Here is a 24,413-nt window from a genome sequence, read left to right as displayed (position 1 = left end):
AGAACGGGCCGGGCCTCGCGCCACGTCGGCACCGCGTGGACGGGATTCGGCGGTCCCAGGCCGCCGGTCAAGCTGAACGCTGGAGTTCCAGGGCCCGCACCCCGAGCGCGGATCGACGGGGCGGGTGCTGCCGGTCGGCCCGCCGCTGACCGGCGCGAGGCGCCCCCGGGACCGTGCCGCTGCCCTAGCCGCCGGTACGGGAGAGCCGGGCCTCCAGGCCGTCGAGGACTCGTTCCAGGGCGTACGCGAAGTTGTCCTCACGGATCTGCTGGGGGTTCTTGCCCCGCTGCGCGCTCTGGCCCTCGCGCAGGCGCGGGTAGTCCTGCGCGGCCTGCTCGGCGGCCGGCATGAGGCTCTCCATCCACTCCTGTTCGTTCTTGCCGCTGCGGGCGATCATCGACAGGTAGGCGGCCTCGCTGGTGGTCATGCCGATGACGCAGGCGATGACGGTGTTCATGGCCTGGTCGGCCTCTTCCGCGGCGAAGCCGGCCGTGCCGAACACGGCGAGCATCCGGTCCGACATCCGCATCACGTTCGGCCCGAGGTGGACGAGCCCGACCTGGCCGAGGACGGAGGCGACCCACGGGTGCCGCAGCACCATCGAACGCAGGCTGTGGGCGCTGTGGTTGGCGGCCTTCCGCCAGCTCGCCGCATCGTCGGCTGGCGGTACTTCCAGCTCGCCGTAGACCTCGTCGACGACGAGTTCGATGAGCTCGTCCTTGCTGGCCACATGCCGGTACAGCGAGGTGGCCCCGGCGCCCAGGCGGGTCCCCAGACGCCGCATGCTCAGGGCGTCGAGCCCCTCGGAGTCCAGCAGCGCCACGGCCTCGGACACGATCTGCTCGCGGCTCAACTGCTCCCGCTGTCGGTGCGGCCGGGTCCAAACCGAGGGGATCGGCGTCTCGTCGCCAGACATAGGGCGTCCTCTTTCTCCCAGTGAACGATCTTTGTACGGCCTACCGTAGCCATGCCGTTCGCATGATGCGTACACCGGACGCCGAACGTCCCTCGGTTCTGGACGGCTCCTCCACGGATCCTTGTGGCCGCGTACGTCAGTTGGTGATTGCGAGGCGGGGAAGGCCCGTGCCGCCGCCCGCGCGGAAGCCTTCCGCGCAGAGCCGGGGCCGGCGGGAAAGCGCCGGTGCGGGAGGTCTGGTCCCGTTGGGTCCTGAACGCGGTGTCGTCCTCGACCGTGGTGTCGGCGCTCCAGCCGCTGGTGGCCCAACTGCCCTATGGCGTAACCCCGTTGATGGCAGCGGTGCGGGCTGGGGCGCACCCTTTGCCCGCAGGGCCCGCAGCAGGACCGGTGCCGAAAGCGGGCCTGACAGACCCAGCCCCGCCTTCTCTCGGGCCCGTCACAACGACTGAGTGGCGACACCGCAGGCGCCGCCACTCAAGATCCCAGAGCACTCATTCACGTGTTGTTCTTCCTGGTCGGTGCGTCGGGGGGCCCCCGGGGCACCACCCCCTTGGGGCCCCACCCGACTAGCTGCGCTGAGCCCTCCAAGACGCAACGTCAGCTTGAAGAATGTAACTGTCATGCCGACCAAAACATTCCCTAAGACTAGGGAGATCACATTCTTTCCGGTTCCCCGGCCGAATCGGGAACCAGCGTGAAGCTTTCCCTAGAGGTAGGGAATTCACCGCCCCGGTGGGTGGCGTAACGTCATCCCCGAGATGAACGCTCGCGCCTCGCCGACCGCTCCCCTGTGGAATCCTGTCCGTGTAGCCGCTGTCCTTACCGCACCGCAGTCGTGTTATATCCTGCTCGATCTAGAAGGCCACCCTTTTCGGCGGATCACCAATCCGGCCGGTGATCTTCTTGAGCTTTACCAGCTGAGCCCTCCAGTTAAACGACTCAACGACACGAAAGGGATTACCGGTGACCGGTTTCCTGCTGGCCACGGTCGTCATCGTCGCGATCGTAGCCCTCCTCCTCGCCTTCGTGATCAAGGTGCTGGCCTCGACCCCGGTCCGCATCGCGGCCGTGATCGGCGCGATCACGGTGCTGGTGACAGCGCTCCCGGCGTTGTTCCTCGTACTGCGCCCCGCCGAGGTCGGCCCCGCCCAGGGACCTGCGCCCGCCGCCTCGGCGGTGAGCTCAGCCCGGCCCACCGAGCCCCCCGCATCCGCCGGCGTGCCGGAGAGCACGACCTCGGCCGCGTCGCCCGCCTCGGCCGCGTCGGGCAGTCCGGCGGTGGGGGCCTGATGAACGCGTCCCGCGTGACGCCGCCGGCGACCCGGGCCGTGCTCATCGGCCCTTCCCTGTACGAGGTGGACTCGGTGACCGGCCGCACCCGCTACCGGACCCGTCGCCGTTCCGTGAGCGAGATCGTGGAGCACAACGCCTTCCTGCAGCGCCTGTCGCCGAACCAGCGCGACGACCTCCTGGCCGCCGGCCAGCTCCGCCGCTACCACCGGAAGGACCTTCTGCGCGGCTCCATCAGCTCGCTGGTGCACGTCGTGCTCAGCGGCTGCGTGGCCGAGGAAGCGACGTACGGCGACTCGACCACCGTGCGCATCCTGGGCACGGGTTCGGTTCTCGGGGACATGGAGATCTGCGACGGATCGCTGATCACGCCCACCACCCGGTGCCTGAACACGACGCTGACGCTCGCGATGCCGATGGAGCGGATACGGCTGCTGTCCGAAGCCAGCCCCGCCCTGGCTCTGGCGATCGGCGCCTCGGTGACCGAACGTCTCAAGAACGCGGAGAAGGTCTACAACCGCTCGGCCCTGCGCCCCGAGGAGCGGCTGGCCGGCCTGTTCATGCACCTTCTGCGGACCTGCGCGGTGCCCTGCAAGGAGTTCGGCCGGATGCTCGAAGGGCCCTCCCAGCAGGACCTGGCGGACGCTCTCGCCGTGAGCCGCGCGACGATCGAGGGGGCCCTGCGGGAACTGCGCCGCGAAGAACTCGTGGTCACCGGCTACCGCACCTTCCAGTTCCCCTCCGAAGCCCTGCTGGCCGACTTCGGGAAAGTCCGCATGCCCACGATGCGGGTGACCGGAGAATCATCTCAGCGGTAGCCGCTATTCCGTTTACGACGCCGGCCGTGAAGGTAATTCACCCTCGCGACCAGCGTCTTTTTCTTTTTGGTATAGACAACCGTGCGGGTTACCGTCGAGTATTCTCGACTTGAGGGCGTCGGCGCGCTCAACAAAGAGTTGAGAAAGCAATTTCTCACCGATACCGGAAAAGTTTAGGTTTTGCCCGAAGAGTCCTTTTCGGGCCGAACAAGTGGTCGGCGGAGGAGCGGGAGCGTCAAGACGGCCGTCTACTCGCGGTCCGGACTTGGCTCGGCAGTACCGCCTGACGTCGTTTCGGGTTTCGCGTAGAGGACCTCGCGGGCCTGCTCCGCGGCACGGATGATGCCCTCGCCGACGAAGTCGACGAAGCGGGCGATGTTCTCAAGGCGGATGGCGGCCGGGGTGTCGGGGCCGAGGATGCTGACGCCCTGCCGTGCGGTCTCGACGAGTTGGGCGTGGCCCCGGGCGCTGGCGATCATTCCTTGGTACCAGACGTCGGCGTCGACGACGTAGCGCTCGCGGCGGCGTTCGTCCCGTTCCCGGCGGATGAGACCCATGCTTTCGAGGAGCGAGACCGCCTTGGAGATGGACGCGGGGCTGACCTGGAGGCGCTGGACGAGTTCGGACGCGGTGAGGCTGCCCGCGTCGGTGGTGTAGATGGCCGCCAGCACCCGGGCCGTCATCTTGGGCAGGCCCGACTGCATGAAGACGCCGGCGAACATCTCCTCGTACTCGCGCACCGCCTCGGCGTCGCGCCCGTGGGCCTGCGGGAGCGCCTGCGTCCCCCGGGGCGCGGCCTGCCTGCGCCGGTGGGCGCGGTGTTCGGTGGCGCGGTGGGCCGCATCGGCGCGGTAGCCGGCGGGGCCGCCGTTGCGCATCACCTCGCGCGTGATCGTCGAGGTGGGGCGGTCGAGGCGTCGGGCGATCTCCGCGTAGGCGAGGTCGTCGGCCAGCCCCAGCGCGATCTGCTGGCGTTCCTGCTGGGTGAGTCTGCCTCCCGGCATCGCGGTCTCCTTCGTGTCCGTGGTGTCCCCAGTATAGCGTTCACTTCCAATTCATTGCAACGCACGAGGTGAGGGATGTTGCATTAGATTTAAATCCATTGCAACAACTTCTCGGCTCCCACCTGCAACGATGCCAATCAAGCGCAACGACTCTGTTGCCAGATCCTTGAATGCAACGTAGCGTTTCCATCATCGAAAACGACGGACCGAAGGAGCGCACGATGCAGAAGATCACGATGCAGAAGAAGCAGAGCACGGTGCAGAAGTTCGACACCCCCGCCCCGATCACCGCCGTCCTGGACATTCCCGCGGGCCGCATCCAGTTCATCGCCGCCGACCGCACCGACACGACGGTGGAGGTCCTGCCCTCGAACGCCTCGAAGGGCCGCGATGTGAAGGCGGCGGAGCAGGCCACGGTCGAATACCGCGACGGCGTCCTGCGGATCGACGCCCCGGCGGCGAAGAACCAGTACTTCGGCCCCTCCGGGTCCGTCGACGTGACCGTCCAGCTGCCCGCCGGGTCGAGCGTCGAGGCGAAGCCGTCCTGCGCCGAATTCCGGGCCGTCGGACGCCTCGGCGACATCAACTGCTCCGGCGCACACGGCGCGATCAAGATCGACGAGGCCGCGAGCGTCCGCCTCGCCGCCCACGTCGGTGGCATCACGGTCGGCCGCCTCACCGGCCCCGCGGAGATCAGCACCCACCAGGGCGACATCCACATCGCCGAGGCCTCGTCCGGCACGGTCGTGCTGAGCACCCAGTCCGGCGACCTGTCGGTCTGCGCCGCCCGCGGCGTCTCCGCCTCCCTGGACGCCGGCACCACCCACGGCCGGATTCACAACGCGCTCCAGAACACCGACGGCGCCGGCGCCGGCCTGAACATCCACGCGACCACGTCCTACGGCGACATCACCGCCCGCAGCCTCTAAGGAGCACTCCTCATGACCAACCTGGCCATCGCGGCGAACGGTCTGCGCAAGTCCTACGGTGACAAGGTCGTACTCGACGGTGTCGACCTGGCCGTCCCCGAAGGAACGATCTTCTCCCTGCTCGGCCCGAACGGCGCTGGCAAGACCACCGCAGTGAAGATCCTCTCCACCCTCATCTCCCCGGACCCGGGCACCGGCGACATCCACATCGGCGGCCACAACCTGGCCGGCCACCCCCAGGCAGTACGCGCCGCGATCGGTGTCACCGGGCAGTTCTCCGCCGTCGACGGGCTGATCACCGGCGAGGAGAACATGCTCCTCATGGCGGACCTGCACCACCTCTCCCGCAGCCAGGGGCGGCGCACCGCCGCCGAACTCCTTGAGCGCTTCGACCTGGTGGAGGCCGCGAAGAAGCCCGCCTCCACCTACTCCGGCGGCATGAAGCGCCGCCTGGACATCGCCATGACCCTGGTCGGCAACCCGCGGATCATCTTCCTCGACGAGCCGACCACCGGGCTCGACCCGCGCTCCCGGCACAACATGTGGGGCATCATCCGCGAGTTGGTCACGGGCGGCGTCACCGTCTTCCTCACCACCCAGTACCTGGAAGAAGCCGACGAACTCGCCGATCGCATCGCCGTCCTCAACGACGGCAAGATCGCCGCCGAAGGCACCGCCGAGGAGCTGAAGCGGCTCGTCCCGGGCGGCCATGTCCGGCTCAGGTTCTCCGATCCGGCTGCGTACCAGTCGGCCGCCTCCGCGCTCCGCGAGGTCACCTGCGACAACGAGGCGCTGTCGCTGCAGATCCCCAGCGACGGCAGCCAGCGCGAGCTGCGTTCGATCCTCGACTGGCTGGACTCGGCCGGTATCGAGGCGGACGAGCTGACCGTGCACACCCCCGACCTCGACGACGTGTTCTTCGCACTGACCGGCAGCAACGTGCCGAGCCAGCCCAACCAGCCCAACCAGCCCAAGGAGGCTGTCCGATGAGCTCCCTCTCCCTCGCCGTACGCGACTCGACCACGATGCTGCGCCGCAACCTCCTGCACGCCCGGCGCTACCCCTCGCTCACGCTGAACCTGCTGCTCACCCCGATCATGCTGCTGCTGCTCTTCGTCTACATCTTCGGCGACACGATGAGCGCGGGCATCGGTGGCGGCGGCCGCTCCGCCTACATCGCCTACATCGTCCCCGGCCTCCTGCTCATGACCATCGGCAGCACCGTGGTCGGAACCGCGGTGTCCGTCTCCAACGACATGACCGAGGGCATCATCGCCCGCTTCCGTACGATGGCGATCCACCGCCCTTCGGTGCTCGTCGGGCACGTCGTCGGCAGCGTCCTGCAGTCGATCGCCAGCGTGGTCCTCGTCGGCGCCGTCGCCGTGGCCATCGGCTTCCGGTCCACGAACGCGACCGCCCTGGACTGGCTCGCGGCATTCGGACTGCTCGTGCTCTTCGCCCTGGCGTTCACCTGGATCGCGGTCGGCATGGGCCTGATCAGCCCGAACGCCGAAGCCGCCAGCAACAACGCGATGCCGATGATCCTGCTGCCGCTCCTGTCCAGCGCCTTCGTCCCGGTCCACTCCATGCCGGGCTGGTTCCAGCCGATCGCCGAGTACCAGCCGTTCACGCCCGCCATCGAAACCCTGCGGGGCCTGCTGCTCGGCAGCGAGATCGGCAACAACGGGTGGCTCGCCGTCGCCTGGTGCCTGGGCCTGACCGTGCTCGGCTACTTCTGGTCGACCGCCAAGTTCAACCAAGACCCGAAGTAACCGCCATGACAGCGCGGGCCACCTCCCGCAACGCGTCCCGCCCCAGGGCGGCGTACCCCCGACACCGCGTCGGCGTACGCCGCCCCGTCGGCGTTCTGGGCCATCGGCCGGGCCCGCAGCGCCGACATCGTCGGCCGGACCTCCCCCGGGCGGCGCCGATCATGCAGCCATCGCCCCTCCGTCAACTCCTAGTAGTCCAGCTCCACATAGTCGATGTCGGTGAACTCGACCGTCAGATCGCGGGCCCGGCGGCCGCGGTCCTTGAAGTAGATCTCCTGGAGGCCTTCGGCGGCGATGGACTGGAGCTGCTGCTCGGTGGCGCCGGAGGACCGGGCCTCGAAGAGGCGGGCCGCGTACGCGGGGGGCAAGGACTGGGTGATGAGGCGCAGGCGGCCGTCGTCGGAGGTGCCGGGGGCCGCGGTGTAGCCGAACCGGGCGCGGGTCTCGATGACGATGCCGCCGGTCGCCGCGGCCCGCTGCTGCGCCCTCGCGCGGACCTTCGGCTGCCACCGCTTGCGCACCTCGCCCCGGAGCCGGGCGGCGAGTTCCGGACGGGGCTGCTTGAGCTGGCCCTTGAGGTAGCGCTCAACGGTGCGCTGGGACACACCGAGCAGCTGCGCCACCACCCTGGTGGAGCCCTTCTCCTGCTTGACCAGGAACTTCATCTGCGCCTGTGCGGACTTGGGGAGCGGCCGGGTGAACGTGTTCGCCGCGGCCTTGTCGAGGCTGTCGCCGATGATGCCCATCGAGGTGGTCTACTCTCCGTCGATCGCGGCGTCGGTGCCCTTGATGTGCCGGGCGGGGTTGTGGCCTTCGTCGAGCATCTGCACCGCCCACAGCAGTTCCTGGGTGCCCTCGTGCTTGACCATGCCGGGGCTGACCCCGAGACGGAACGTACCGGGTGCGGGCTTCCCGTCGGGGGTGTGCGGCAGGAAGTCCAGCGGGCCGGGCCCGTCGGCCAGGTACACCGCGCAGTCGGACAGCAGGGCGACGGGCAGCAGCGCCTCGTCGGCGAAGCGCAGATGCCCGACGGGGGCCGCCACCGGCTGCGTCGCCAGGGCGGTCTTGATCAGCTTGCGGTGCATGTTGACGCGGGCCGTGGAGATGACGGCGGCCCGGATGTCGGGGCGCCAGGTGGGACGTTCCAACGCGGGCCAGCGTTCCCCCGGCCGGTAACCGGCGCCCTGCGGCCGCTCGCGCAGCTTGCCGATGCCGCCCTTGACCGTCGACTTGATCGCGGACAGCACGGCGGCCGTCGCCGGATCGGTCTGCTTGTACGTCTCCATCGCCGCGAGGAACGCGCCCTCGTCCATCCCGGATTCGATGCCGAGGTCGGCCATCGTCGCCTTGTACGCCTCGCTCAAGTGCTTGTACCAGGGGTCGAGGTAGGGCCCGCTCTCCGGACGCAGCCATGCCTCGACGGGGGCGAGGGTGACGGGCAGGCCATAGGCGCCGATGAGCTCATGGGCGTACGCCACGGTGGGAGTCGCGTACCAGGCGGGCCCCTCTGGGCGTACGCCGTCCGGTGTGAAGGGGCTGGGCAGGCGCGGGTCCATCTCGATGCCCGACAGGTCGATGAGCCAGCAGCCGGGCACCGTCTTGTCGAAGGCGGGGGCGGTGACGTGGACGGGCGCCCCGAGGCCGACCACGAGACGGTTCGCGGCGGCGAGGAACGCGGTGTTCACGTCGATGCCCACCGCGAACTTCCGCGTGCACTCGGCATCGGTGAGCAGCTGCGGGTCCCGGATCCAGTCGAAGGCCTCCTCGTCGAGCACTTCGGCGGGGGTGCGTTGGTGGCCGCGCGGGTGGAGGGCGGCGACGACGGGGTGCTCGTCGGGCGCCTCGGGGGGCGCGGGGTCGACCGGCTCGGTGAGCGAGCCGGGCATCGGGCCGGACACCCACGCCTCGGAGTGCGGGTCCTTCACCGCCCGGGTCGGCGGGCGCAGCGCGGTCATCAGCTCCAGACCCGATACGGCGGTCGAGCCGCGGGGGGTGATGACCCGGGTCGCGTAGTCGCCCAGCACGCGGGCGAGTTCGGCCGGCGGGAACTGGCCCGCACTCCCCCAGGCACGGGCGTCGAGCGCGCCCCACGGCAGGACCGCGAACTGTACGCACTGACGCTGCCCGGCACGCGCCGGGCGGTAGACCCGGGCCCACGGGCCGAAGCCGCGCCGGGTCAACTTCCACTTAGCCTTGGTGATCTGCTGGACGGCCCGGTGGTCCTCCGGCAGCCGCAGGCCCCGCCGGTCCTCCAGCGCGGCCGGAAGCCCGAGGCGTTCGGCGGCCGCCGCCGTGAGGACGATCAGCGGGTCGGCGTCCTTGCCCGAGCGGTGCAGCCGGGACGCCCCCAACTTCGCCTCGTTCAGGGCCCATTCGACCAGCGAGACGATGTCGTCGGCCGGGCAGTCCAGGACCAGGCCGCCGACGCAGTACGCGGATCCGTCCCCGTCCAGGACGGCGATCGGTCCGTGCGCGAAGCGCGGATCGGTCACGGGGGCGGGCGCCTTGGCCCCGGACTTGGCGGTGGTCCTGGCGGTGCTCCTGGTCGCAGTCTTCGGCATGCCCTTGGCCGGAGGCTTCTGCGCGCCGTTCTGCGCGGCGGGACGGCGCACCGTCGAAGACGGCCGGACAGGCGCGGCTGACGCGGTGGCCGGTTCGGGCGTGGTGGCGGGCCGGGGGGCGGTCACAGGCTCGGGTGCGGCGGCCGGTTGAGGGGTGGCCTCGAAGGCGGCGGGTGGTTGGGGAGCGGCGGCCGACTCGGATGCGGGCCGGGGCACAGCGGCCGGGCTGCCGGACACTCCGGTCTCCGGGGCCGCGTCCTGCGGCGCCGGGTGGCGGGCGGCGAGGCCGTCCAGGAGGCGGAGGTAGGCGGCGCGCTTCGGCGGGCGCGGTTCGGTGCGCCCGGCTTCCCAGGACGTCACCGACTCGCGGCGCACATCCAGCGCCCTGGCGACCTGTTCCTGGCTCAGCCCAGCGGCCTTCCGCAGCCGCTTGCGCTCCGCCGGCGCCGGGAGCCCGTCCTGCGCGTACACCTGCTCCAGCAGCGCATCGATCGAGGCGAACAACTCGTCCTGCTCATCGGCCACATCCATCACCTCCAGCAGCGCACCCTATACGAATCGCACATCGAATCACACGCGAAACGCACGTCGCCGGGAGTGGAAGGAAAGTGCCGCCGGGCGTTACGGCGTCAGGGTCGACTGGGGCTCGTACTGGGGCATGGGCGGCGCGGCGGAGGCGAACGGCTGGGGCTGCGGACTCGGGGCCGGGGTGTGGGCGGACGTACGGGCGTATACGACGACCGTTCCCGCCACCCGGTCGGCCACGGTGCGGCCCGAGTACGCGGACAGGGCGTTGAACCAGAACGCCGCCACCGCTCCCAGCCAGGCCAGGACGGCCCAGACGAGGTGCCCGGAGACCAGCAGGCAGCAGGCGAAGGCGAAGCAGCCGACGTCGGCGAGGGTGGTGACGGCGGCACGGGCGGCGGCCCGGCCCGGGGTGTGCGGGGTGATGCGTACGCCGACGAGCACCTTGCCCAGGGTGCGGCCCGCGAAGGTGAGGGTGGCCCAGTGGTAGGCGAAGGTGGTGGCGGCCAGGAGCAGGAAGCCCTGGATCACGGACACGACCACCTGGTGCCAGAGCGATGTCGCGAGGTGGCCCGCCTTGCCGATGGCGCCGCCGTCGCCGGTGACGATCTGCCAGGTGGACAGGCCGAGGTGGGGGGCGTTGCTCCAGACGTCGCTGATCTGGTGGGCGGTGTGGACGCCGATGGCGTACGCGGCGGCGAGGACGAGGGCGAAGTCCACCGACCAGGCCACCGCCCGGCGCGCGATCGAGGGGCGGTCCGGGTTGCCGGGGCGGTTGTCGGAACGGCTCTCGGGCGTTAACAGGTCCGCTGTGCTGGTCTGCATGGTCGTCTCCCGCTGTGCGGCAAGGGCGGTGGGCGCGGCGCTGACCGGCCGAGGTCACTGCTCTCGCATATCCGGATGTTTCGGTCGGCGGCGCGGGCCGGTCAGGCCCGCACCCGAGCGGTGCTGAACTGCCGTCCCTGTCCCGGTCGTTGGCCCGCCGTGCCACCGGGCGGCCGGCGCCTTCCGCGCTGCGCCCGGCCCGGCGACGGCCCCCAGTGGGCGCTCCCCACGCGACGGCCCCCACCGGCTCCGACGAGTCCGAGGTCGTCCCACCGACCCGCCCGGCGGGACACAACTGCCGTGACCGGGGCCCCGGTTCGCTCTTCGGGCCGGTTCTCCGGCAGGTCCTGGCCCCGCCCGCCGCCGAAGACGAACAGGCGGAGCACCACGAAGCGTCCGATACCGGCGAGCCCGGCGGCCGAGAGGTAGACCACCTGCTCCCACAGCACGCCGGGCGACGCGACGAGCAGATGCAGTACGAACATCGCGGCGCAGGTCACCACGTAGGCCCCGGCGGCCGAGCCGAAGGACTGCAGATGCCGGCGCCACCCGGCCCGGCCGCCCCCGAAGGTGAAGCGGGAGTGCAGTTCGGTGGCGACGACGGTCGACGCGACGGTGGTCAGCGCGTTGGCCAGCGCCCAGGGCATCACCAGGGCCAGCAGCGCCAGGGAGACGGTGGAGGCCACACCCGTACCGCCACCGCACGCCACGAACCGGACGAACGCGCCGAACGGGCCCGGCGCTGTGGAGAGTTGGCTGCTGCTCGCTGACTTCATGTTCAACCCTCCATTCGACCCGCACGGCGTTCGTCCTAACGAACACTGTACGGGGCGCGCACACTGTGCGCAACCCTGGACGCTGTACGAAGTCGGTCAGTGGACGGTGGGCACGCGGTTTACGACGCCGACCGGGCCACCCGGGAGGCGTCCGTGCTGAACTCGGCGTTCAGCACGTCGGTGAAGATGCCGATCGGGTCGTCCCAACCACCCTGCGCCCAATCGGCGTTGATGTTGACCGCCACCATGCGCGCCCCGTCACGGCTGCCGTAGGCGTACGACCACGAACCGAGGACGGCGCCGCCCATGCCCCAGAGCGTCGTCCCGCACTCCAGCTCCAGCGAGGAGACGCCGAGGCCGTACCGAGTGCCGGGGATCCACCCCTGGGTGGGGACGGTGGTGAACATCGCGCGCTGCTGCTCGTCCGGGAGGATCCGCCCCCCGAGCAGCGCGCCGAAGAACTCGTTCAGCTCCCCGGCCGTGGAGATCATGCCGCCGGCCGCCCAGTACGGGCTCGGGTCCAGCTCGGTGGCGTCGTAGATCTCGGCGTCGGGGTCGGGCAGATACAGCTTCGTGTAGTGCTCGGAGTGCGGTCCGCTGATCGTCGGGTCGTCGCCGCGCGGCAGGTACGTGCCGGTGAGGCCGAGCGGCTCGGTGATGCGCCGGGAGATCTCGTCGGCGAGTACTCCGCCGGTCACCCGCTCGATGACCATCCCGGCGAGAATGTAGTTGGTGCTGGAGTACCCCCAGCCCGTACCCGGTGCGAACGGGGCCGGGTGAGCCATGGCGATCTGTACGAGCTGCTCGGGCGTGAAGTTGTCGCGGGACTGCAATGCCGCATAGTCCTCGGTGTAGCTGAAGATCCCGCTGGTGTTGTCGAGCAGCTGCCTGACGGTCGTCCGGCCTCCGTCGTGGCCGTTGCCCAGGACCACGCCCGGCAGCCACTTCTCGACGGAGTCGTCGAGGCCGAGCGAGTGTTCCGCGACGAGCTGGAGCACCACGGTGGCCACGAACGTCTTGGTGATGCTGCCGATCCGGAACCGGTCCCGCTCCCCCCGCTCCCGGCCGGTCTCGGTGTCGCCCACCCCCGCCGAGCCGAACCAGCGCCCTTCCCCGTCCCGCACCTCGGCGAGAATCCCGGGAACCCCGCCTTCGGCCACGGCCCGCCCGAGCTCCAGCCCCACCCCACTCGCCACCATCGCCCCCGCCTTCCACCTGCTCCGTGCCGCGCACTCCACGAGGAGGCACACAGGAGACCCGGACACCGTCGGCTCTTCACGGTAGCCAGGCAAGTGGGGGTCCGCCGGTCCGGCGGTCGAGGGGGACTCAAGAACGGCTCAAGGGGCCGCCGTTGGCCGGCCCGGGTGTCGTCACACTGCCCCTTGCCGCGTCGATTGGACGTGGCCGCTTCCCGCCCCGGATGAGGTGAGACGGGAAGCACCGTGATCAACGTTCCCGGACTCGGGATCCTGTCGAGGTCAGGGGCGGGTGGGGCCCGCACCGGCACCGGTGGTGGCGATGGCCCGGCTGATGGTGGCGATGTCGGACTCGGAGAGTTCGAGGGAGGCCGCGTCGATCCAGCCGTCGATCTGCTCGGGCCGACGGCTGCCGACGATGGCGCCGGTGACCCCGCGCCACGCAAGCGTCCAGGCGACGGCAACCGAGGAGACGCTGGTGCCATGGGCCTCGGCGACCGGGCGCAGCGCCTCGGCCAGGGCGAGGTTGCGATCGAGATCCGTGGTGAACTCGGGGAAGCTCTTGCGCCAGTCGTCGGCAGGCAGCGCCGCCACCCGCTCGCGCGAGAAGGTGCCGGTCAGCAGGCCGGAGTGGAGCGGCTGATAGACGATGCCCCCGACGCGATGGGCGTCGGCCCAGGCCAGGTCGTCGGCGGCAGCCCGGCTGAGTGCGGAGAACTGCGGCTGGATGGCGTCGACATGGGCGATCGCCTCGGCGGCCGCCAGTTCCGGGATGCCGTGGTTGGACAGGCCGATGGCCCGCACCTTGCCCTCGGCTTTGAGGTCGGCCATCGTCTGCCAGTACTCCTCGAGTGGGGTGGGGTCGCCCGGCTCGTTCTCGCTGCCCCACTCCAGGGACTTGCCGGTGTCCGGCCAGTGCACCTGGTAGAGGTCTATCCGCTCGGTGTTCAGCCGTCGCAGCGAGTCCTCGACCTCCCGGCGGACGCTGTCCTTGGCCATGATCCGGCGGGGCGCGGCAAGCCGGTTGTTCTCGTCCCAGACCAGTCCGACCTTGGTGAAGACGTAGGGGCGGTCGGCTTCCGGGATGTCCTTGAGTGCCTTGGCGACGACTTCCTCGGAGTGGCCGAGGCCGTAGACGGCGGCCGTGTCGATCCAGTTGATTCCGGCCTCCACCGCACGCCGGATGGTGGCAATGGACTCGGCATCGTCCTGAGTGCCCCAGCTGTAGCGCCAGCCGGCCCCGCCGATGGCCCAGGCGCCGAAGCCGAGGCGCGTGACGTCGAGACCGCTGCTGCCCAGAGGGAGGGTGGGAAGTCCCATGCTCTGCAAGCTCCTTGAAAGGGTGGGAGGCGACGCCGTCTGCGCAGCCCGGCTGCTGACCCTAGTGGCCGGAATTGGACGTAGTGCGGCGAACGAACGCACGCACAGGGGCGTTCATCGGGAACCGCTGGCCGTCCGCCCACTGTGGGTGCTGGAGCGTCGTCACCGCACGACTGGCCCAGGAGCCCAGCGAAGGAGCCGACAGGGCGGTCGCCACCTTCCTGGCCCGAAAAAGCCCGGACGGCCGTAAGGGGTGGGCGAGGTGTCTCCCCCGGGTCTGCCTCAAGACGCCTCCCGCTCCCCCGCCACTTCGCGCGCACGGTGCCGCGCGCACACCGCCCGGGTCGGCAGTGCCGGGCGGTCGCACGGCACGCCGTCCCACCCCGCGCAGACCGCCGACGACCGGGCACCGGCGACACCCTCAGCCGTTCCCTCGACTGGGGCTTGCTGTTCGCGGCACGGCTTGCACAGCCCGTCCGTGTGGGCCTTGCCGATCAGGACGATCCGGCAGCCGCACTCAGCGCAGTTGGCGCGTGGCGGCTCCTGCGGGTCAGGAGCGACGGGTACGCCGTCCGAGGGGCGAAGGGGCGCGGCAGCAGCCACGGGGTCGTACGGGCCGGGTCGACCGCTTTCGCGTTGCCGGGCCGCGCGTCTGTCCGCCACGACTTCCGCACACACCGCGCACGCGGCACCGCTGGACCACATCGTTCCGGTCTCGCAGTCCAGATGGCCGCAGCCCCATCTCGGCAGGGCCACGCCAAGCAGCCAGCGCCCGGGGTCGCGGATCTCGGACGGCGACGTACCGGCGAACCGGACCGTGAGGCGGTGGTGCAGGCGGGCGGCGTCCGTGCCCTCGCGCATCTGGCGGCCCACCTCCCGGGCGATCTGGCGTACCAGGAAAGGGTTGTTGACCTGTTGCAACAGCCAGTGCACGGGTTCGAGCACGGCGTAGATCTGCGGGCTGAGGGTGAGTTGAGGTCCGGTGTAGCGCTTGCCCACTCCCCCGCCGGTGCCGGGCTGTGCTGGTGAGGGCGAGGGGTTGGCATCCGCGCGGAGCGCGAGACCTGCCGTCGGGTTCGCGGCTCGCGGTTCGCGACGGGTTCGCGCGAGTGCGACGCGCGAAACCACCCGAGTCTCGCCTACGGCGGATGAGGAAAGACGGGGTTCGTTCTCGGGTCGGTCAATCCTGTGGTCTTCCTTAGTCGCGAGCGATCCCGCATGAACTTGAGAACCCGATCCTTCATCAACAACAGGAGTCCGCACGTCGGCTGACGGGGCGTGAGGGCGGTCGGCCGGACTCTCTTCGACGGCGGTGGTGGCCGTGGCCGGTGTCTCGCACCCTGACGGAGCCTGCGAGTCGTACCCGTACGGTTCGGATCCCTCCGGAGCCTGCGAGCGCGGAACGTCGTGGACGACGTAGTGATTGCGGCCCTGCGCCCCGGTCCGCCGCTCCACTGTGGCCCAGCCCGATGCCTCCAAGGCGGCGACCACCGCCGCCGCCGCGTTGGCCGTGATCGGCTGCCCGGCACGCCGTCCCGAATAGTGCAGCAGGTACCCGGCGATGTCGCCGAGGGTCAGCGGGATCCCCTGCGCCTGGGCGAACATCAGCACCGCGAACGCCCGCAGCTGACGCGGTGTGAGGTCCTCGCAGGCCGCGACCGGCAGCCACACGAACAGCTCGGTGGGGCCCATCCGGCGGACCCGGCGCCGCGCGGTGGTACCGGTGCCGCCGGGCAGGGAGCGGCGGGTGTTCTCGGGGAGCTCGATCACGCCGTCGGGGCGGGGGCTGCGCAGTTGCGCAAGTCCGCGTTCGACGGACGAGGTCGACATGTCCAGGTACCTGGCGAGCGTCGCCGCTCCGGCCGTACAGCCCTCCGGCCGCTGCCCGAGGACCTTGATCTTCATGTACACGGCCACGGCGACGTCGGAGTAGAAGGGGGACGCCACCACCATCCAGGGCACCCGTACCCGCTGGCGCCGCTCCCGCCGGGGAGGGTGCTGCGGGGCGGGGCTCACGGGGACGTGGATGAGGGCAGGGACGGGCTCGGGCACCGGGCGCGTCGCGCGGGCGGTGCTGCCAGGGGAACGGCGGGAGTCGGGGCTGGCGGCCCGCATGACGGGGCGGGCCGTAGTGCGGTGGGAGGAGGGAGTGTGGGGCGAGGCTGGACCAGCAAAAGACAACACTGAACCAGCCCTCGTGCTGGTAGCGATGATGTGCTCCTGGCAGGGGGTAAGAAGGCAAAACGCCATCGCCGTTCGACAGACTGCTGACGAACGCGGGGTGGGGATTCAGTTGGGGGAAGGGCTGAGGGTCACCTCACGGGCTGTGGTTGGCGGTGGATGTGGGGGTCTTGACGGGCGCCCAGGAGATACGCCGTCAGGCGGGCTCCTGGAGGGGCCTGGGAGTCAGGCGGAGGCCCTGGCGTGGAGGTTGCGCCGTCGCCGACGCGGCACGGCGTTTATGGCGTCGGGGAGCTCGCAGATCCACATCCCGATGGGGATACGGAAGGCGGCCCGCCCGTCCAGGTGCTTGAGATCGAAGGCGGCGCGCTCCGCGGGCGTGGTGACCAGATAGACGGAGTCCTCCAGCACCCACAGCGCGGTCTCGGGCGTGGTGAGCGGATCGTCCACCGCCTGACGGGCCGCGTCCACCGCGCTGGACTGCCACAGTTCGAGGTCCTGGCGGGCGCTGCGGGGGCGGCGGCTGCCAGGCCACACGATCTGGGAGACGAAGGCGTAGACGCGCAGTGCGACGACGGCGTCCTCGAAATGGGGCTCGAACAGGACGCCTTGGTCGCGTGCCTTCCAGGCCCAGGACTCGCTCAGACCGGCGGCCATTGCGACCGCACTGGCGCTGAGCTGGGCGTTTGTCACCGACATGGCCATCACTCCAGGGATACATGGGTTGATCGTTGGAATCACGGTACCGGAAATCTCGGACTGCTCCGGTTGACACTAGAAATCGCGCGTGTTGCCGAATCGTCAGGGGGTCCTTGGTGTCCGCTAATTGACGGTCTTTCAGCTATCTCTGCACCATTTGGTCTAGCCCACTACTCTGGCGACACATGGTTAGTTACCAAGCAAGACCGTTAGCTAGATAGTTCGACCGTAGGTACGTCAGTCAGTGAGAGGGCAGCAAACAGCGCAATAGGAAACGTGACAAATATCGCCGTAACCTTCGGTGCATGTGCTCGTTGGACAGCGGGTTGTCTGCCGAGCTGGACCAGGATCACGGCCAGGACGCGGATATGGGTGTGGCCCGTGCCTAGGCACGGGCCACACCCACATCGACACTGCCGCCGAGGCGGCAGGTTCCGCTGTTGTGCCGTCCCGCTATGAGGACGCCGGGCGCTGAACCTTCATCCGCCGCTCGGGCCGCCGCAACTCCCCCTCGGCATCCATCGCCTGCATCAGGGCCTCCAGGGCGGCGGAGACGACGTACAGTCCGCGACGTCCGTAGTCCGCCTCCTGGAGCCCCTGGTTGAGGCTGCGGACCAGAGCGTAGGCCTCCGGCCCCACCCGGAACGTCGACTGCTTGCCCGCCGCCACCACGCCCATGCGCTCGTCGAGGAAGGCCTGCGCCATCGCGATCTGGGCGTCGACGTCCTCCGGAATGTGCCGCAGCGCGGCATCGAGGTAGTGCCCCAGACTGAGCAGGGTGTTCGCGGACGTCCGGCGATCGGTCTTGATACGCGCCTTCAGTTCGGCCAGCACCTCCGGGTCGAGCCGGAATCCGTAACTGGTCCAGCCCTCCGAGCGGATCTTCGCGCTGGCGAAGCTCTCGTGCAGTGCGGCATGGGCCCAGGGCTTTCCGGCGGCGCGCAGACGGCGACGCGGCGAGGACGCCTCCTCATCGGCAGGAGCAGGATCCCGTCGCTCCGGCGCGGGGGCGTCCTCACGGACTGCCGCCTTCGTCGGCTGAACGGCCGCCGGGGCGTCCTCACGAACCACTGCCTTCGGGGCAACGGGCGCCGGGGCAGCAGCAGCTGACGGCGTCTTGACCGCGCGAGCCGGCGTCCGTACGTCGTCGGTCACGGCCACGCGGCGGGCGGCAGGGGACTTCGCGGCCCCTCCCCCGGCATCGGTGCGGGCCGTGCTCCTGGAGTCGGCTCCGGCATCGCCTCCGGCATGGGTGTCAGCACCCGCCGGGGCATCGGACACCGGGGGCGCCGACGGCGCGGGCGCAGTGGACGCGGTGGACGACGCGGGCGCGGCGGGCGGGTCCTCACTGGCTGCCTGCGGCGGTACGGATCTCCCCGGCTTCGGCGGCGTCTGAGCCGCCGGGGCGGCGGTGTCCGAGTCGAGGTTGGCCCCGCCGAGGAACGACCGTTCGGCGACCTGGTCGGCCCCCGCGAGCAGCCCCGCCACCAAGGAGGTGCCGACGGCCTTGAAGTGGTTGGGAGCCTTCTTCTTCGGCTTGGCCCCTCCCGCGCGGGGCACGGGCTGCGTGATGTCGTCGGAGTTACTCAACGGAGTCCTCCAGCGAGATCAGTTCGGGCGTCTCCCACTTCTGCGCCGGCTGCTGCATGCGCTCAAGGATCTGGGTCATCAACTGTCCGTACAGCTTGCCGGGTGCGTGACTGGCGAAGCGGATCGCGGCCGGGACGCCGTAGGCGAAGGAATCGGAGATCCGGTTGTCACTGCGGATGTCCGTCATGAACGGCTTGAGATCCGCCTCAAGCATGCCGTTGCGGATGTTGACCTCTTGGGCCTTCCACTTCGACGGCGGGTTCGAGCGGTTCAGTACGGCGCCCAGGTACTGTGGATCGCACTCGCCTCCGGTGCGGTCCTTGACGTAGGCGACCGTCCCCCGGGTGGCGGCCGCTCCCTTGAGGGCCGGGTACTCCGGGACGCAGACGGTCACGACGTAGTCGGCGGCGGCCAGCGCGGTGGCCGACAGCGAGGAGACCGCAGGCGGGGTGTCGATGACGACGAAGTCGAAGAGGTCGGTCACCTCAAGCAGCATGCGGCGCACGATCGGCGTCGCGTGGTAGCCCTTGCGGTGGATGATGTCCTGAACCGACGTCATCGTCGATTCCTCACTCGCCAGAAGATGCAGGGTGCCCGCGTCCTCCCACTCGGAGAGGAGCTCACTGCGGTCGTACCAGGCGCTGGGAAGATCCAGCGGCATGCCCTGCAGTCGGCCCTGCAACACCCAGCCGAGCGAGCGGGCGAGCTGCTCCCCGTCGGACAGGTTCACTCCGAGGGCAGTACCGGCCTGGGCCTGTGGATCGAGGTCCACAACCAGTACGCGCGCGCCGGCGAGGGCCAGGCTCGCTCCAAGATTCACGGTAGTGCTGGTCTTGCCGACCCCTCCCTTCTGGGTTGCGACGGCGATGACCTTCATCGCGACTACCGCCTCTCTGCCTCTCGGCTGCTGCTATCAGCTCTATCCGTCCCGTGACACCAGGTCAGCAAGCCACTCCTGGAACGACAGCGGAGGGAGAGAAGGGCCGTTTATGTCCCTTTACTTCCCGTCAACCCCTGCCGGGGTGCCGCCAATGATCTAGTGACACGGGATCATTGAGGGTGACCTTAACAGGATCTCCGGACCGTCCGTGAGGCGACGCGCTGAACCGCACGCAAGGCGGGACAACTGACGCACCGTCACCGAGGCCGCAGGTTGGTCCGCCTGAGCGCCCGAACGACGATACGCGAGCGAGCGGTGGTACGAGGGACAGTTCGTCAGACAGACGGTACGCGGGTCACCTCGTCAGTTCGTAAGCGAGAGGGATAGAGCGACAGTTCGAGCGTTCGCTCGTTCGTAGGCAAGAGGGTTAGCGGGTACGTAAGCGCGTATGCGCGCAAGCAAGCTAGATGGTAAGCGCGATGGTCCGTCAGATCGCACGCAACATGGTTCGTCCGTAGGTCAGCTAGCACGCTCGTACGTCAGCTGGACGGACAGCGCGACGGTTCGTCCGACAGCGGGTCGGCAAGCGGGTCAGCTAGTAAGCAAGCTCGTTAGCTCGTCAGTCCGTTGGAGGGTTCGTTAGCTGGTTCGTAAGTTAGATGACTAGCAACGCAGTGATGCGACTAGTTATAGGGCAACATGTGTCGTTGCAGTGTTCGTGATGCTCAACGAGAGGAAAATCCACACAAGAAACAGGATATGTAGTGGTGCATCTACCGCTAGATGAATCCATAGAGGTGAGGCAACCTCCATCGCGCCAAATAACACAACTGTCAAGCCAACTTGAAACGAAGTATCTATAGGCTTCTATTAGGGGACATGCATCGTTATATTCCCAGTTCGCCTGGGGTTTGGTCAGAGCTCAGCGATCTACGAACTGCAGCGACGACGCTCGGCTAAACCGAACCCGTCAGTCGACGCCAAGCCCGTGCCAAGCTCGCCCCAAGCCCGCGTCGGGCCGCCAGAAATGAGTGTTGCTGCGAGCCCGAAAACTTCGCAGCGGGGGAGCTCTTCAGGCCGGCGCGAGGCTCGCCAGAGACGGCCTGAACGCGTCTCCGCGACGCCAGGGAGCCGCGCCGACGAAGCCGTTCAGAAGCCACTCGCGCCAAAAATCGCGCCGACACTCATCCAACTTTCCCCCTTCAGGCTCCGGCAACGCGGTCCGCGGACGTGTCCGAAGGCGTCTCCGCAGAGGCGTCTCACGCCTAAGGCGAGCGCGGACGAGCCCACTTCCGTCCTTGCTCAGTCCTCGTTCTGAGCGGCTCAGACAGCCGGAACGGGAACGAAAGGCACTCGAAATAGGACCGAAGTGGAGCCCGAAGCTCTCCGGATCCGGCACTCAATCTGCGCCACCGTGCGAACGAAGACGGCGCTCATCTCCGTGGTCGTGCATCGTCGTCCGTCGTCGTCCGTCGCCAAAGGGGCGGAATGCGGCGGCACGGGGAGGCCATGGGCGACCGGCAAGCACCCTTCTGGTGCCTCTTCCGGAGGGAGTGGGAGACGGTTCTGGCTCGCTCCGGGGGACTTGAAGCGGGCCATTCTTGACGGGCGTGATGGGGGAGCGCGGCTCCTGGAGGCTGCCGTGCCGATCGGACCAGGCCGGGTTGGAGAGTCGGCGGAGCGCCCGGCCGCCCGTCTTGTCCCGGTCCGGCACGGGCCCAGCCGATCAATTGGGGCGGTGGAACGGTCATGTGATGGCAGGTCATACCGAAGAGACCGGAAGTTAGTATGCTGACTTCATGGTTACGCCGAAGCACGCCGAAGACAGAGAGAAAGTTGTCTCCAAGCTGCCCGTCTGGCTCCGCCAGGACTTGAAGATCCGCGCCGCCGAACTCGGCGTGGACATCCAGGACGCCACCGCGGAAGGCATCGAAATGTGGCGGGCGACGGACGAGAGGCTCTCGGTCGTCGACACCTCGGGAGCGGCGACGTTCTCGACCTGGCTGCTGCCCGGCCAGTGGGACGCACTGAAGGCCAGCTGCCAGCACGCCCGCATTCCCTTCGTCCAGGGGCTCTCGCAGTCGATCGCACTGTGGCTGCGTGAACACCCTTCCCCCAAGCACCGACCCGTCACCGGCATCCCCCGGCGCAAGATCGTGTGCAACCAGAAGGGCGGCGTCGGCAAGACCGCCGTCGCCGCCGGGATCGCCGAGGCCTACGCCGAAGACCCCTCGGCCGTCGTCGGCGTCGAGAACGGCATCACCAAAGCCGCGGCCGCCGCGGGAGTTCCCCGCGAGAACCTGAGCGCGCTCACGGAGGCCCAGCAAGCCACCGGGATGGGCCTTCGCGTGCTGCTTGTCGACTACGACCCCCAAGGGCATCTGACCAAGCAACTCGGCCTTCAGCACCTCCCCGCCGACGGGGACAGCCTGGCCAAGCACATGTCCGGGCAGGCCACCAGTGGGACGATCAAGGACCTGGTCGTCACCGTCAAGGAGCCCCGCTTCGGCGGCCGTCTGGACGTCCTGCCCGCCTGCCCGGACTCCTTCCTCCTCGACATCATGATCGTCTCGGCCCGCAACCGGCAGGCGACCCTCGAACGCGCCCTTGAGCCGCTGGAATCGGACTACGACGTCATCGTCGTCGACTGCCCGCCCAGTCTCGGTGTGGGGATGGACGCCGCGATCTATTACGGCCGCCGAAGGGAAGGCGAGGCCCCCGGCGTCTCCGGCACGGTCATCGTCGTCCTCGCCGAGGACTCCTCCGCGGACGCCTACGCCATGCTCATCGACCAGATCGAATCGGGTAAGCACGACTGGCGCATCGAGGTCGACTACCTCGGCCTCGTCGTCAACGCCTACGACCCGCGCGACGGATACATCATCACCTCGTCCATGAGGTCCTGGCTCGAACTGGGGAAGGAGCACCCGCCCGTCATCGCCGTGATCGACCGCCTCAAGGAACAACGCGAAGCGGTACGCGGCAAAGTACCCCTCCTGTCCTACGCACCCGACTGCCCCCAAGCGAACGTCATGCGGGCCATCGCCAAGGAAAGCCTGTGAACAGTCGTCAGAGCGCCGCCGCCCGGGTCGGCCCTTCCACGTCATTCGGCAACGCGGCGCGGGCGACCAGCCTGCGGGGCCAGCTCATCGCCCAAGTCACCGGCACGAATCCGCCGCAGCACGCACCCATGCTGTCGATCGGGCTGATCAGCGAGAACCCGGACAACCCCCGCGAGACGCTCGGCGACCTCAGCGGTCTAGCCTCCAGCCTCGCCGAGGTCGGACAGGTGCAGGCCATCACGGTGGCGTCGGTCGCGGCCTACCTGGAAGGCCGGCCCGGACGGCAGGGCGAGCTCAAAGCGGGTGCCGAGTACGTCGTCGTAGACGGTCACCGTCGCCTGGCCGCCGCGCAGGAGGCCGGCTTCACGGACATCAAGGTCACCTTCGACGACAGCTTCGCGGCGACCGATGAAGCCCTCCTGGAAGCCGCCTTCGTCGCCAACGCGCAGAAGGAGAGCCTCTCGGACCTGGAGTACGCCACCGCGCTCAAGAAGCTGGTCGACTTCTACGGCTCTCAGGGCAAGGCGGCCAAACGCCTCGGCCTGAGCCAGCCGAACATCTCCCAGAAGCTGTCGCTCCTCGCTCTCACCCCGGCTCTGCAGGCCGACCTCGAAAGCGGCAAGCGCAAGATCGAGCACGTACGCGGTCTGGCCCGTCTCTCTCCCGAGCAGCAGCGGGAGGCCGCGGACCGCCGGGCGCGCGAAGCCGACGAACGCAAGCAGCAGAAGAAGGCCAGCCGCCGTCAGGACCCCGCACCCCATAACGCCGTTATGACTCAGCGATCGGCAGGGGCAGCAGACGTACCGTCAGACGCCGACGGAGGCAAAGTCGAGGGCGAGGGCAAGGGTGCGGAATCCGCTCCCACTCATAACGGCGTTATGACCCCGGCCGCCGGTGCGGAGCTTGCAATGGCGGACGCGGCGGGGGACCCGAAGGCATGGGAGAGCGTCGAGCAGCTGGCCCAGTGCATCATCGATCGGCTGGGACAAGAGGACGTCCTCGCGCTGACGCTGCTGCTGCAACACCACAACCGCACCGTGCTGCGTTCCTGAGTCTCCAGCTGAGCGTGAGGGTTCCGCCCGCCGACGGAACCCTCATTCTGTGGTCGACGTGGTGATGCGCTTCTCGAACCAGTGGTGGGCGTAGGGCTCGTCGTTGAAGGCGGGGACCTCCTCGAAGCCGAACGAGTGGTACAGGCCGATCGCGGCGCCGAGCGCTTTGTTGGTGTCCAGGCGCAGTACGTCGCGGCCGTGCTCGGCGGCCCGCGCCTCCAGCTCGGCGAGGAACCGGCGGCCGAGGCCGAGGCCCCGGGCGTGGGGTGCGACCCACATGCGTTTGATCTCGGCCGGGGCGCCGGGCGGCAGCTTCAGTCCGGCGCAGCCGATCGGCTCCCCGTGCATCCGGGCGACCAGGAACAGACCGCGCGGCGGCCGGAGTTCGCCGGCGTCGGGCAGCAGGCTCCGCGCGGGGTCGAAGCCGGTGTCGAAGCGTTCCTGGAGTTCGGTGAAGTACGCCAGCAGGCAGTGCCGGGCGTCGGGGCAGTCCGGGGCGACGGCGTCCAGGGTGACCGTGGCGGCGGTCAGCAGGCGGTCGACCTCGGCCATGGCGGCGACCAGCCGGGCGCGCTGGGAGGTGTTGAGCGGTTCCAGAAGGGCTCCGGCCAGTTCGTCGCTGCGGCCGTCGAGCACGGCGCGCTCCGCGCGGCCCGCCTCGGTGAGCCGGACGGTACGCACCCGCCGGTCCTCGGGCTGCGGCTGCACCGTCACCAGGCCGTCGCTCTCCAAGGAGCGCAGCAGACGACTGACGTACCCGGAGTCGAGCCCGAGCCGCTCGCGCAGCCGCCGCACGTCCTGGCCCCGGTCGCCGATCTCCCAGATGAGCCGGGCCTCGCCGATGGGCCGGTCGCGGCCCAGGTAGCGGTCGTGGAGCACGCCCACGCGTTCCGTGACGGTGCGGTTGAACCGCCGCACCTGTGCGATCTGCTCTGCGTCGTCACCCATTCTCTGACTTTAGTCAGAGAATGGGTGCGGGGCCAGTGGTCTCGGTCGGCCGTCGGACGGTCGAGT

20 protein-coding genes are annotated in these 24,413 nt (G+C 69.3%); 7 read left to right on the top strand and 13 right to left on the bottom strand.

What is annotated here, in order from left to right; genetic code table 11:
- Positions 1 to 184 precede the first annotated feature (184 nt).
- Positions 185 to 916, bottom strand: a complete 732-nt coding sequence (locus tag ACIQ8J_RS30435; RefSeq protein WP_403276049.1) for a TetR/AcrR family transcriptional regulator — start codon at positions 914 to 916, stop codon at positions 185 to 187.
- A 966-nt stretch (positions 917 to 1,882) separates the two neighbouring features.
- Here ACIQ8J_RS30435 and ACIQ8J_RS30430 point away from each other — a divergent pair.
- Positions 1,883 to 2,209, top strand: a complete 327-nt coding sequence (locus tag ACIQ8J_RS30430) for a hypothetical protein (protein WP_403276048.1) — start codon at positions 1,883 to 1,885, stop codon at positions 2,207 to 2,209.
- A complete protein-coding gene (locus tag ACIQ8J_RS30425; RefSeq protein ID WP_403276046.1) occupies positions 2,209 to 3,027 on the top strand; it encodes a Crp/Fnr family transcriptional regulator in 819 nt (272 codons plus the stop codon). The genes ACIQ8J_RS30430 and ACIQ8J_RS30425 overlap by 1 nt, the downstream gene beginning before the upstream one ends.
- 248 nt (positions 3,028 to 3,275) lie before the next feature.
- Here ACIQ8J_RS30425 and ACIQ8J_RS30420 read toward each other — a convergent pair whose 3' ends face one another.
- Positions 3,276 to 4,031, bottom strand: coding sequence for a helix-turn-helix domain-containing protein (locus tag ACIQ8J_RS30420; protein WP_403276044.1), 756 nt, complete (start codon positions 4,029 to 4,031; stop codon positions 3,276 to 3,278).
- 257 nt (positions 4,032 to 4,288) lie between these two features.
- Here ACIQ8J_RS30420 and ACIQ8J_RS30415 point away from each other — a divergent pair, with 257 nt between their 5' ends.
- Genes ACIQ8J_RS30415 through ACIQ8J_RS30405 form a run of 3 tightly spaced genes read left to right on the top strand, consistent with a single transcriptional unit; the run spans position 4,289 to position 6,732 of the window.
- Positions 4,289 to 4,960 carry a DUF4097 family beta strand repeat-containing protein gene (locus tag ACIQ8J_RS30415; protein WP_403276073.1) on the top strand — a complete coding sequence of 224 codons (672 nt, stop codon included), beginning with the start codon at positions 4,289 to 4,291 and terminating at the stop codon, positions 4,958 to 4,960.
- Between the two features lie 12 nt (positions 4,961 to 4,972).
- A complete protein-coding gene (locus ACIQ8J_RS30410; RefSeq protein WP_403276043.1) occupies positions 4,973 to 5,950 on the top strand; it encodes an ATP-binding cassette domain-containing protein in 978 nt (325 codons plus the stop codon).
- Positions 5,947 to 6,732: an ABC transporter permease gene (locus ACIQ8J_RS30405; RefSeq protein WP_403276041.1), complete on the top strand. Its 786-nt coding sequence runs from the start codon at positions 5,947 to 5,949 to the stop codon at positions 6,730 to 6,732. The genes ACIQ8J_RS30410 and ACIQ8J_RS30405 overlap by 4 nt, the downstream gene beginning before the upstream one ends.
- Before the next feature lie 188 nt (positions 6,733 to 6,920).
- On the opposite strand, the gene tpg is transcribed toward ACIQ8J_RS30405, so the two are convergent.
- From tpg to ACIQ8J_RS30355, 10 genes are all read right to left on the bottom strand, one after another.
- Complete coding sequence (gene tpg / locus ACIQ8J_RS30400) at positions 6,921 to 7,478, bottom strand: telomere-protecting terminal protein Tpg (protein ID WP_403276040.1); 558 nt, start codon at positions 7,476 to 7,478, stop codon at positions 6,921 to 6,923.
- Between the two features lie 9 nt (positions 7,479 to 7,487).
- The gene (tap, locus tag ACIQ8J_RS30395; protein WP_403276039.1) at positions 7,488 to 9,824 is read right to left on the bottom strand and encodes a telomere-associated protein Tap; all 2,337 of its coding nucleotides are present in this window, start codon (positions 9,822 to 9,824) and stop codon (positions 7,488 to 7,490) included.
- 90 nt (positions 9,825 to 9,914) lie between these two features.
- On the bottom strand, positions 9,915 to 10,643 hold the full coding sequence (locus ACIQ8J_RS30390; RefSeq protein ID WP_403276038.1) for a hypothetical protein: 729 nt from the start codon (positions 10,641 to 10,643) through the stop codon (positions 9,915 to 9,917).
- Positions 10,644 to 10,744: 101 nt separating this feature from the next.
- Entirely contained in the window at positions 10,745 to 11,419 is a 675-nt protein-coding gene (locus ACIQ8J_RS30385) for a GtrA family protein (RefSeq protein ID WP_403276037.1), read from the bottom strand.
- A 119-nt stretch (positions 11,420 to 11,538) separates the two neighbouring features.
- On the bottom strand, positions 11,539 to 12,618 hold the full coding sequence (locus tag ACIQ8J_RS30380) for a serine hydrolase domain-containing protein (protein WP_403276035.1): 1,080 nt from the start codon (positions 12,616 to 12,618) through the stop codon (positions 11,539 to 11,541).
- 279 nt (positions 12,619 to 12,897) lie between these two features.
- Positions 12,898 to 13,935: an aldo/keto reductase gene (locus ACIQ8J_RS30375; RefSeq protein WP_403276033.1), complete on the bottom strand. Its 1,038-nt coding sequence runs from the start codon at positions 13,933 to 13,935 to the stop codon at positions 12,898 to 12,900.
- Between the two features lie 282 nt (positions 13,936 to 14,217).
- Positions 14,218 to 15,951, bottom strand: coding sequence for a hypothetical protein (locus ACIQ8J_RS30370; protein WP_403276031.1), 1,734 nt, complete (start codon positions 15,949 to 15,951; stop codon positions 14,218 to 14,220).
- Between the two features lie 390 nt (positions 15,952 to 16,341).
- Entirely contained in the window at positions 16,342 to 16,815 is a 474-nt protein-coding gene (locus tag ACIQ8J_RS30365) for a hypothetical protein (protein WP_403276030.1), read from the bottom strand.
- A gap of 453 nt (positions 16,816 to 17,268) precedes the next feature.
- Positions 17,269 to 18,405, bottom strand: coding sequence for a hypothetical protein (locus ACIQ8J_RS30360; protein ID WP_403276029.1), 1,137 nt, complete (start codon positions 18,403 to 18,405; stop codon positions 17,269 to 17,271).
- Entirely contained in the window at positions 18,398 to 19,282 is an 885-nt protein-coding gene (locus tag ACIQ8J_RS30355) for a ParA family protein (protein WP_403276027.1), read from the bottom strand. Before ACIQ8J_RS30355 ends, ACIQ8J_RS30360 begins: the two co-directional genes overlap by 8 nt.
- Before the next feature lie 1,802 nt (positions 19,283 to 21,084).
- Here ACIQ8J_RS30355 and ACIQ8J_RS30350 point away from each other — a divergent pair.
- Both ACIQ8J_RS30350 and ACIQ8J_RS30345 read left to right on the top strand, forming a co-directional pair.
- Positions 21,085 to 22,347, top strand: coding sequence for a ParA family protein (locus tag ACIQ8J_RS30350; RefSeq protein ID WP_403276026.1), 1,263 nt, complete (start codon positions 21,085 to 21,087; stop codon positions 22,345 to 22,347).
- On the top strand, positions 22,344 to 23,399 hold the full coding sequence (locus tag ACIQ8J_RS30345) for a ParB/RepB/Spo0J family partition protein (protein ID WP_403276025.1): 1,056 nt from the start codon (positions 22,344 to 22,346) through the stop codon (positions 23,397 to 23,399). Before ACIQ8J_RS30350 ends, ACIQ8J_RS30345 begins: the two co-directional genes overlap by 4 nt.
- Positions 23,400 to 23,441: 42 nt before the next feature.
- Here the strand turns inward: ACIQ8J_RS30345 and ACIQ8J_RS30340 are convergent, their stop codons facing one another.
- Positions 23,442 to 24,347 carry a GNAT family N-acetyltransferase gene (locus ACIQ8J_RS30340; RefSeq protein WP_403276023.1) on the bottom strand — a complete coding sequence of 302 codons (906 nt, stop codon included), beginning with the start codon at positions 24,345 to 24,347 and terminating at the stop codon, positions 23,442 to 23,444.
- Positions 24,348 to 24,413 lie beyond the last annotated feature (66 nt).

The sequence above is a fragment of the Streptomyces sp. NPDC094147 genome (assembly GCF_044764265.1).
Taxonomy (GTDB): Bacteria; Actinomycetota; Actinomycetes; order Streptomycetales; family Streptomycetaceae; genus Streptomyces.
The sequence above is the reverse complement of the archived record's forward strand: the minus strand, read 5'-3'. Positions and strand labels throughout refer to the sequence as shown.

Bases quoted from the DNA above. Each gene is read 5' to 3' on its own strand.
- ACIQ8J_RS30420 (WP_403276044.1), bottom strand. From the start codon at position 4,031: ATGCCGGGAGGCAGACTCACCCAGCAGGAACGCCAGCAGATCGCGCTG.
- ACIQ8J_RS30405 (WP_403276041.1), top strand. From the start codon at position 5,947: ATGAGCTCCCTCTCCCTCGCCGTACGCGACTCGACCACGATGCTGCGC.
- ACIQ8J_RS30435 (WP_403276049.1), bottom strand. From the start codon at position 916: ATGTCTGGCGACGAGACGCCGATCCCCTCGGTTTGGACCCGGCCGCAC.
- ACIQ8J_RS30340 (WP_403276023.1), bottom strand. From the start codon at position 24,347: ATGGGTGACGACGCAGAGCAGATCGCACAGGTGCGGCGGTTCAACCGC.
- ACIQ8J_RS30380 (WP_403276035.1), bottom strand. From the start codon at position 12,618: ATGGTGGCGAGTGGGGTGGGGCTGGAGCTCGGGCGGGCCGTGGCCGAA.
- ACIQ8J_RS30390 (WP_403276038.1), bottom strand. From the start codon at position 10,643: ATGCAGACCAGCACAGCGGACCTGTTAACGCCCGAGAGCCGTTCCGAC.
- ACIQ8J_RS30410 (WP_403276043.1), top strand. From the start codon at position 4,973: ATGACCAACCTGGCCATCGCGGCGAACGGTCTGCGCAAGTCCTACGGT.
- ACIQ8J_RS30425 (WP_403276046.1), top strand. From the start codon at position 2,209: ATGAACGCGTCCCGCGTGACGCCGCCGGCGACCCGGGCCGTGCTCATC.
- tap (WP_403276039.1), bottom strand. From the start codon at position 9,824: ATGGATGTGGCCGATGAGCAGGACGAGTTGTTCGCCTCGATCGATGCG.
- tpg (WP_403276040.1), bottom strand. From the start codon at position 7,478: ATGGGCATCATCGGCGACAGCCTCGACAAGGCCGCGGCGAACACGTTC.
- ACIQ8J_RS30385 (WP_403276037.1), bottom strand. From the start codon at position 11,419: ATGAAGTCAGCGAGCAGCAGCCAACTCTCCACAGCGCCGGGCCCGTTC.
- ACIQ8J_RS30355 (WP_403276027.1), bottom strand. From the start codon at position 19,282: ATGAAGGTCATCGCCGTCGCAACCCAGAAGGGAGGGGTCGGCAAGACC.
- ACIQ8J_RS30375 (WP_403276033.1), bottom strand. From the start codon at position 13,935: ATGGGACTTCCCACCCTCCCTCTGGGCAGCAGCGGTCTCGACGTCACG.
- ACIQ8J_RS30365 (WP_403276030.1), bottom strand. From the start codon at position 16,815: ATGTCGGTGACAAACGCCCAGCTCAGCGCCAGTGCGGTCGCAATGGCC.
- ACIQ8J_RS30350 (WP_403276026.1), top strand. From the start codon at position 21,085: ATGGTTACGCCGAAGCACGCCGAAGACAGAGAGAAAGTTGTCTCCAAG.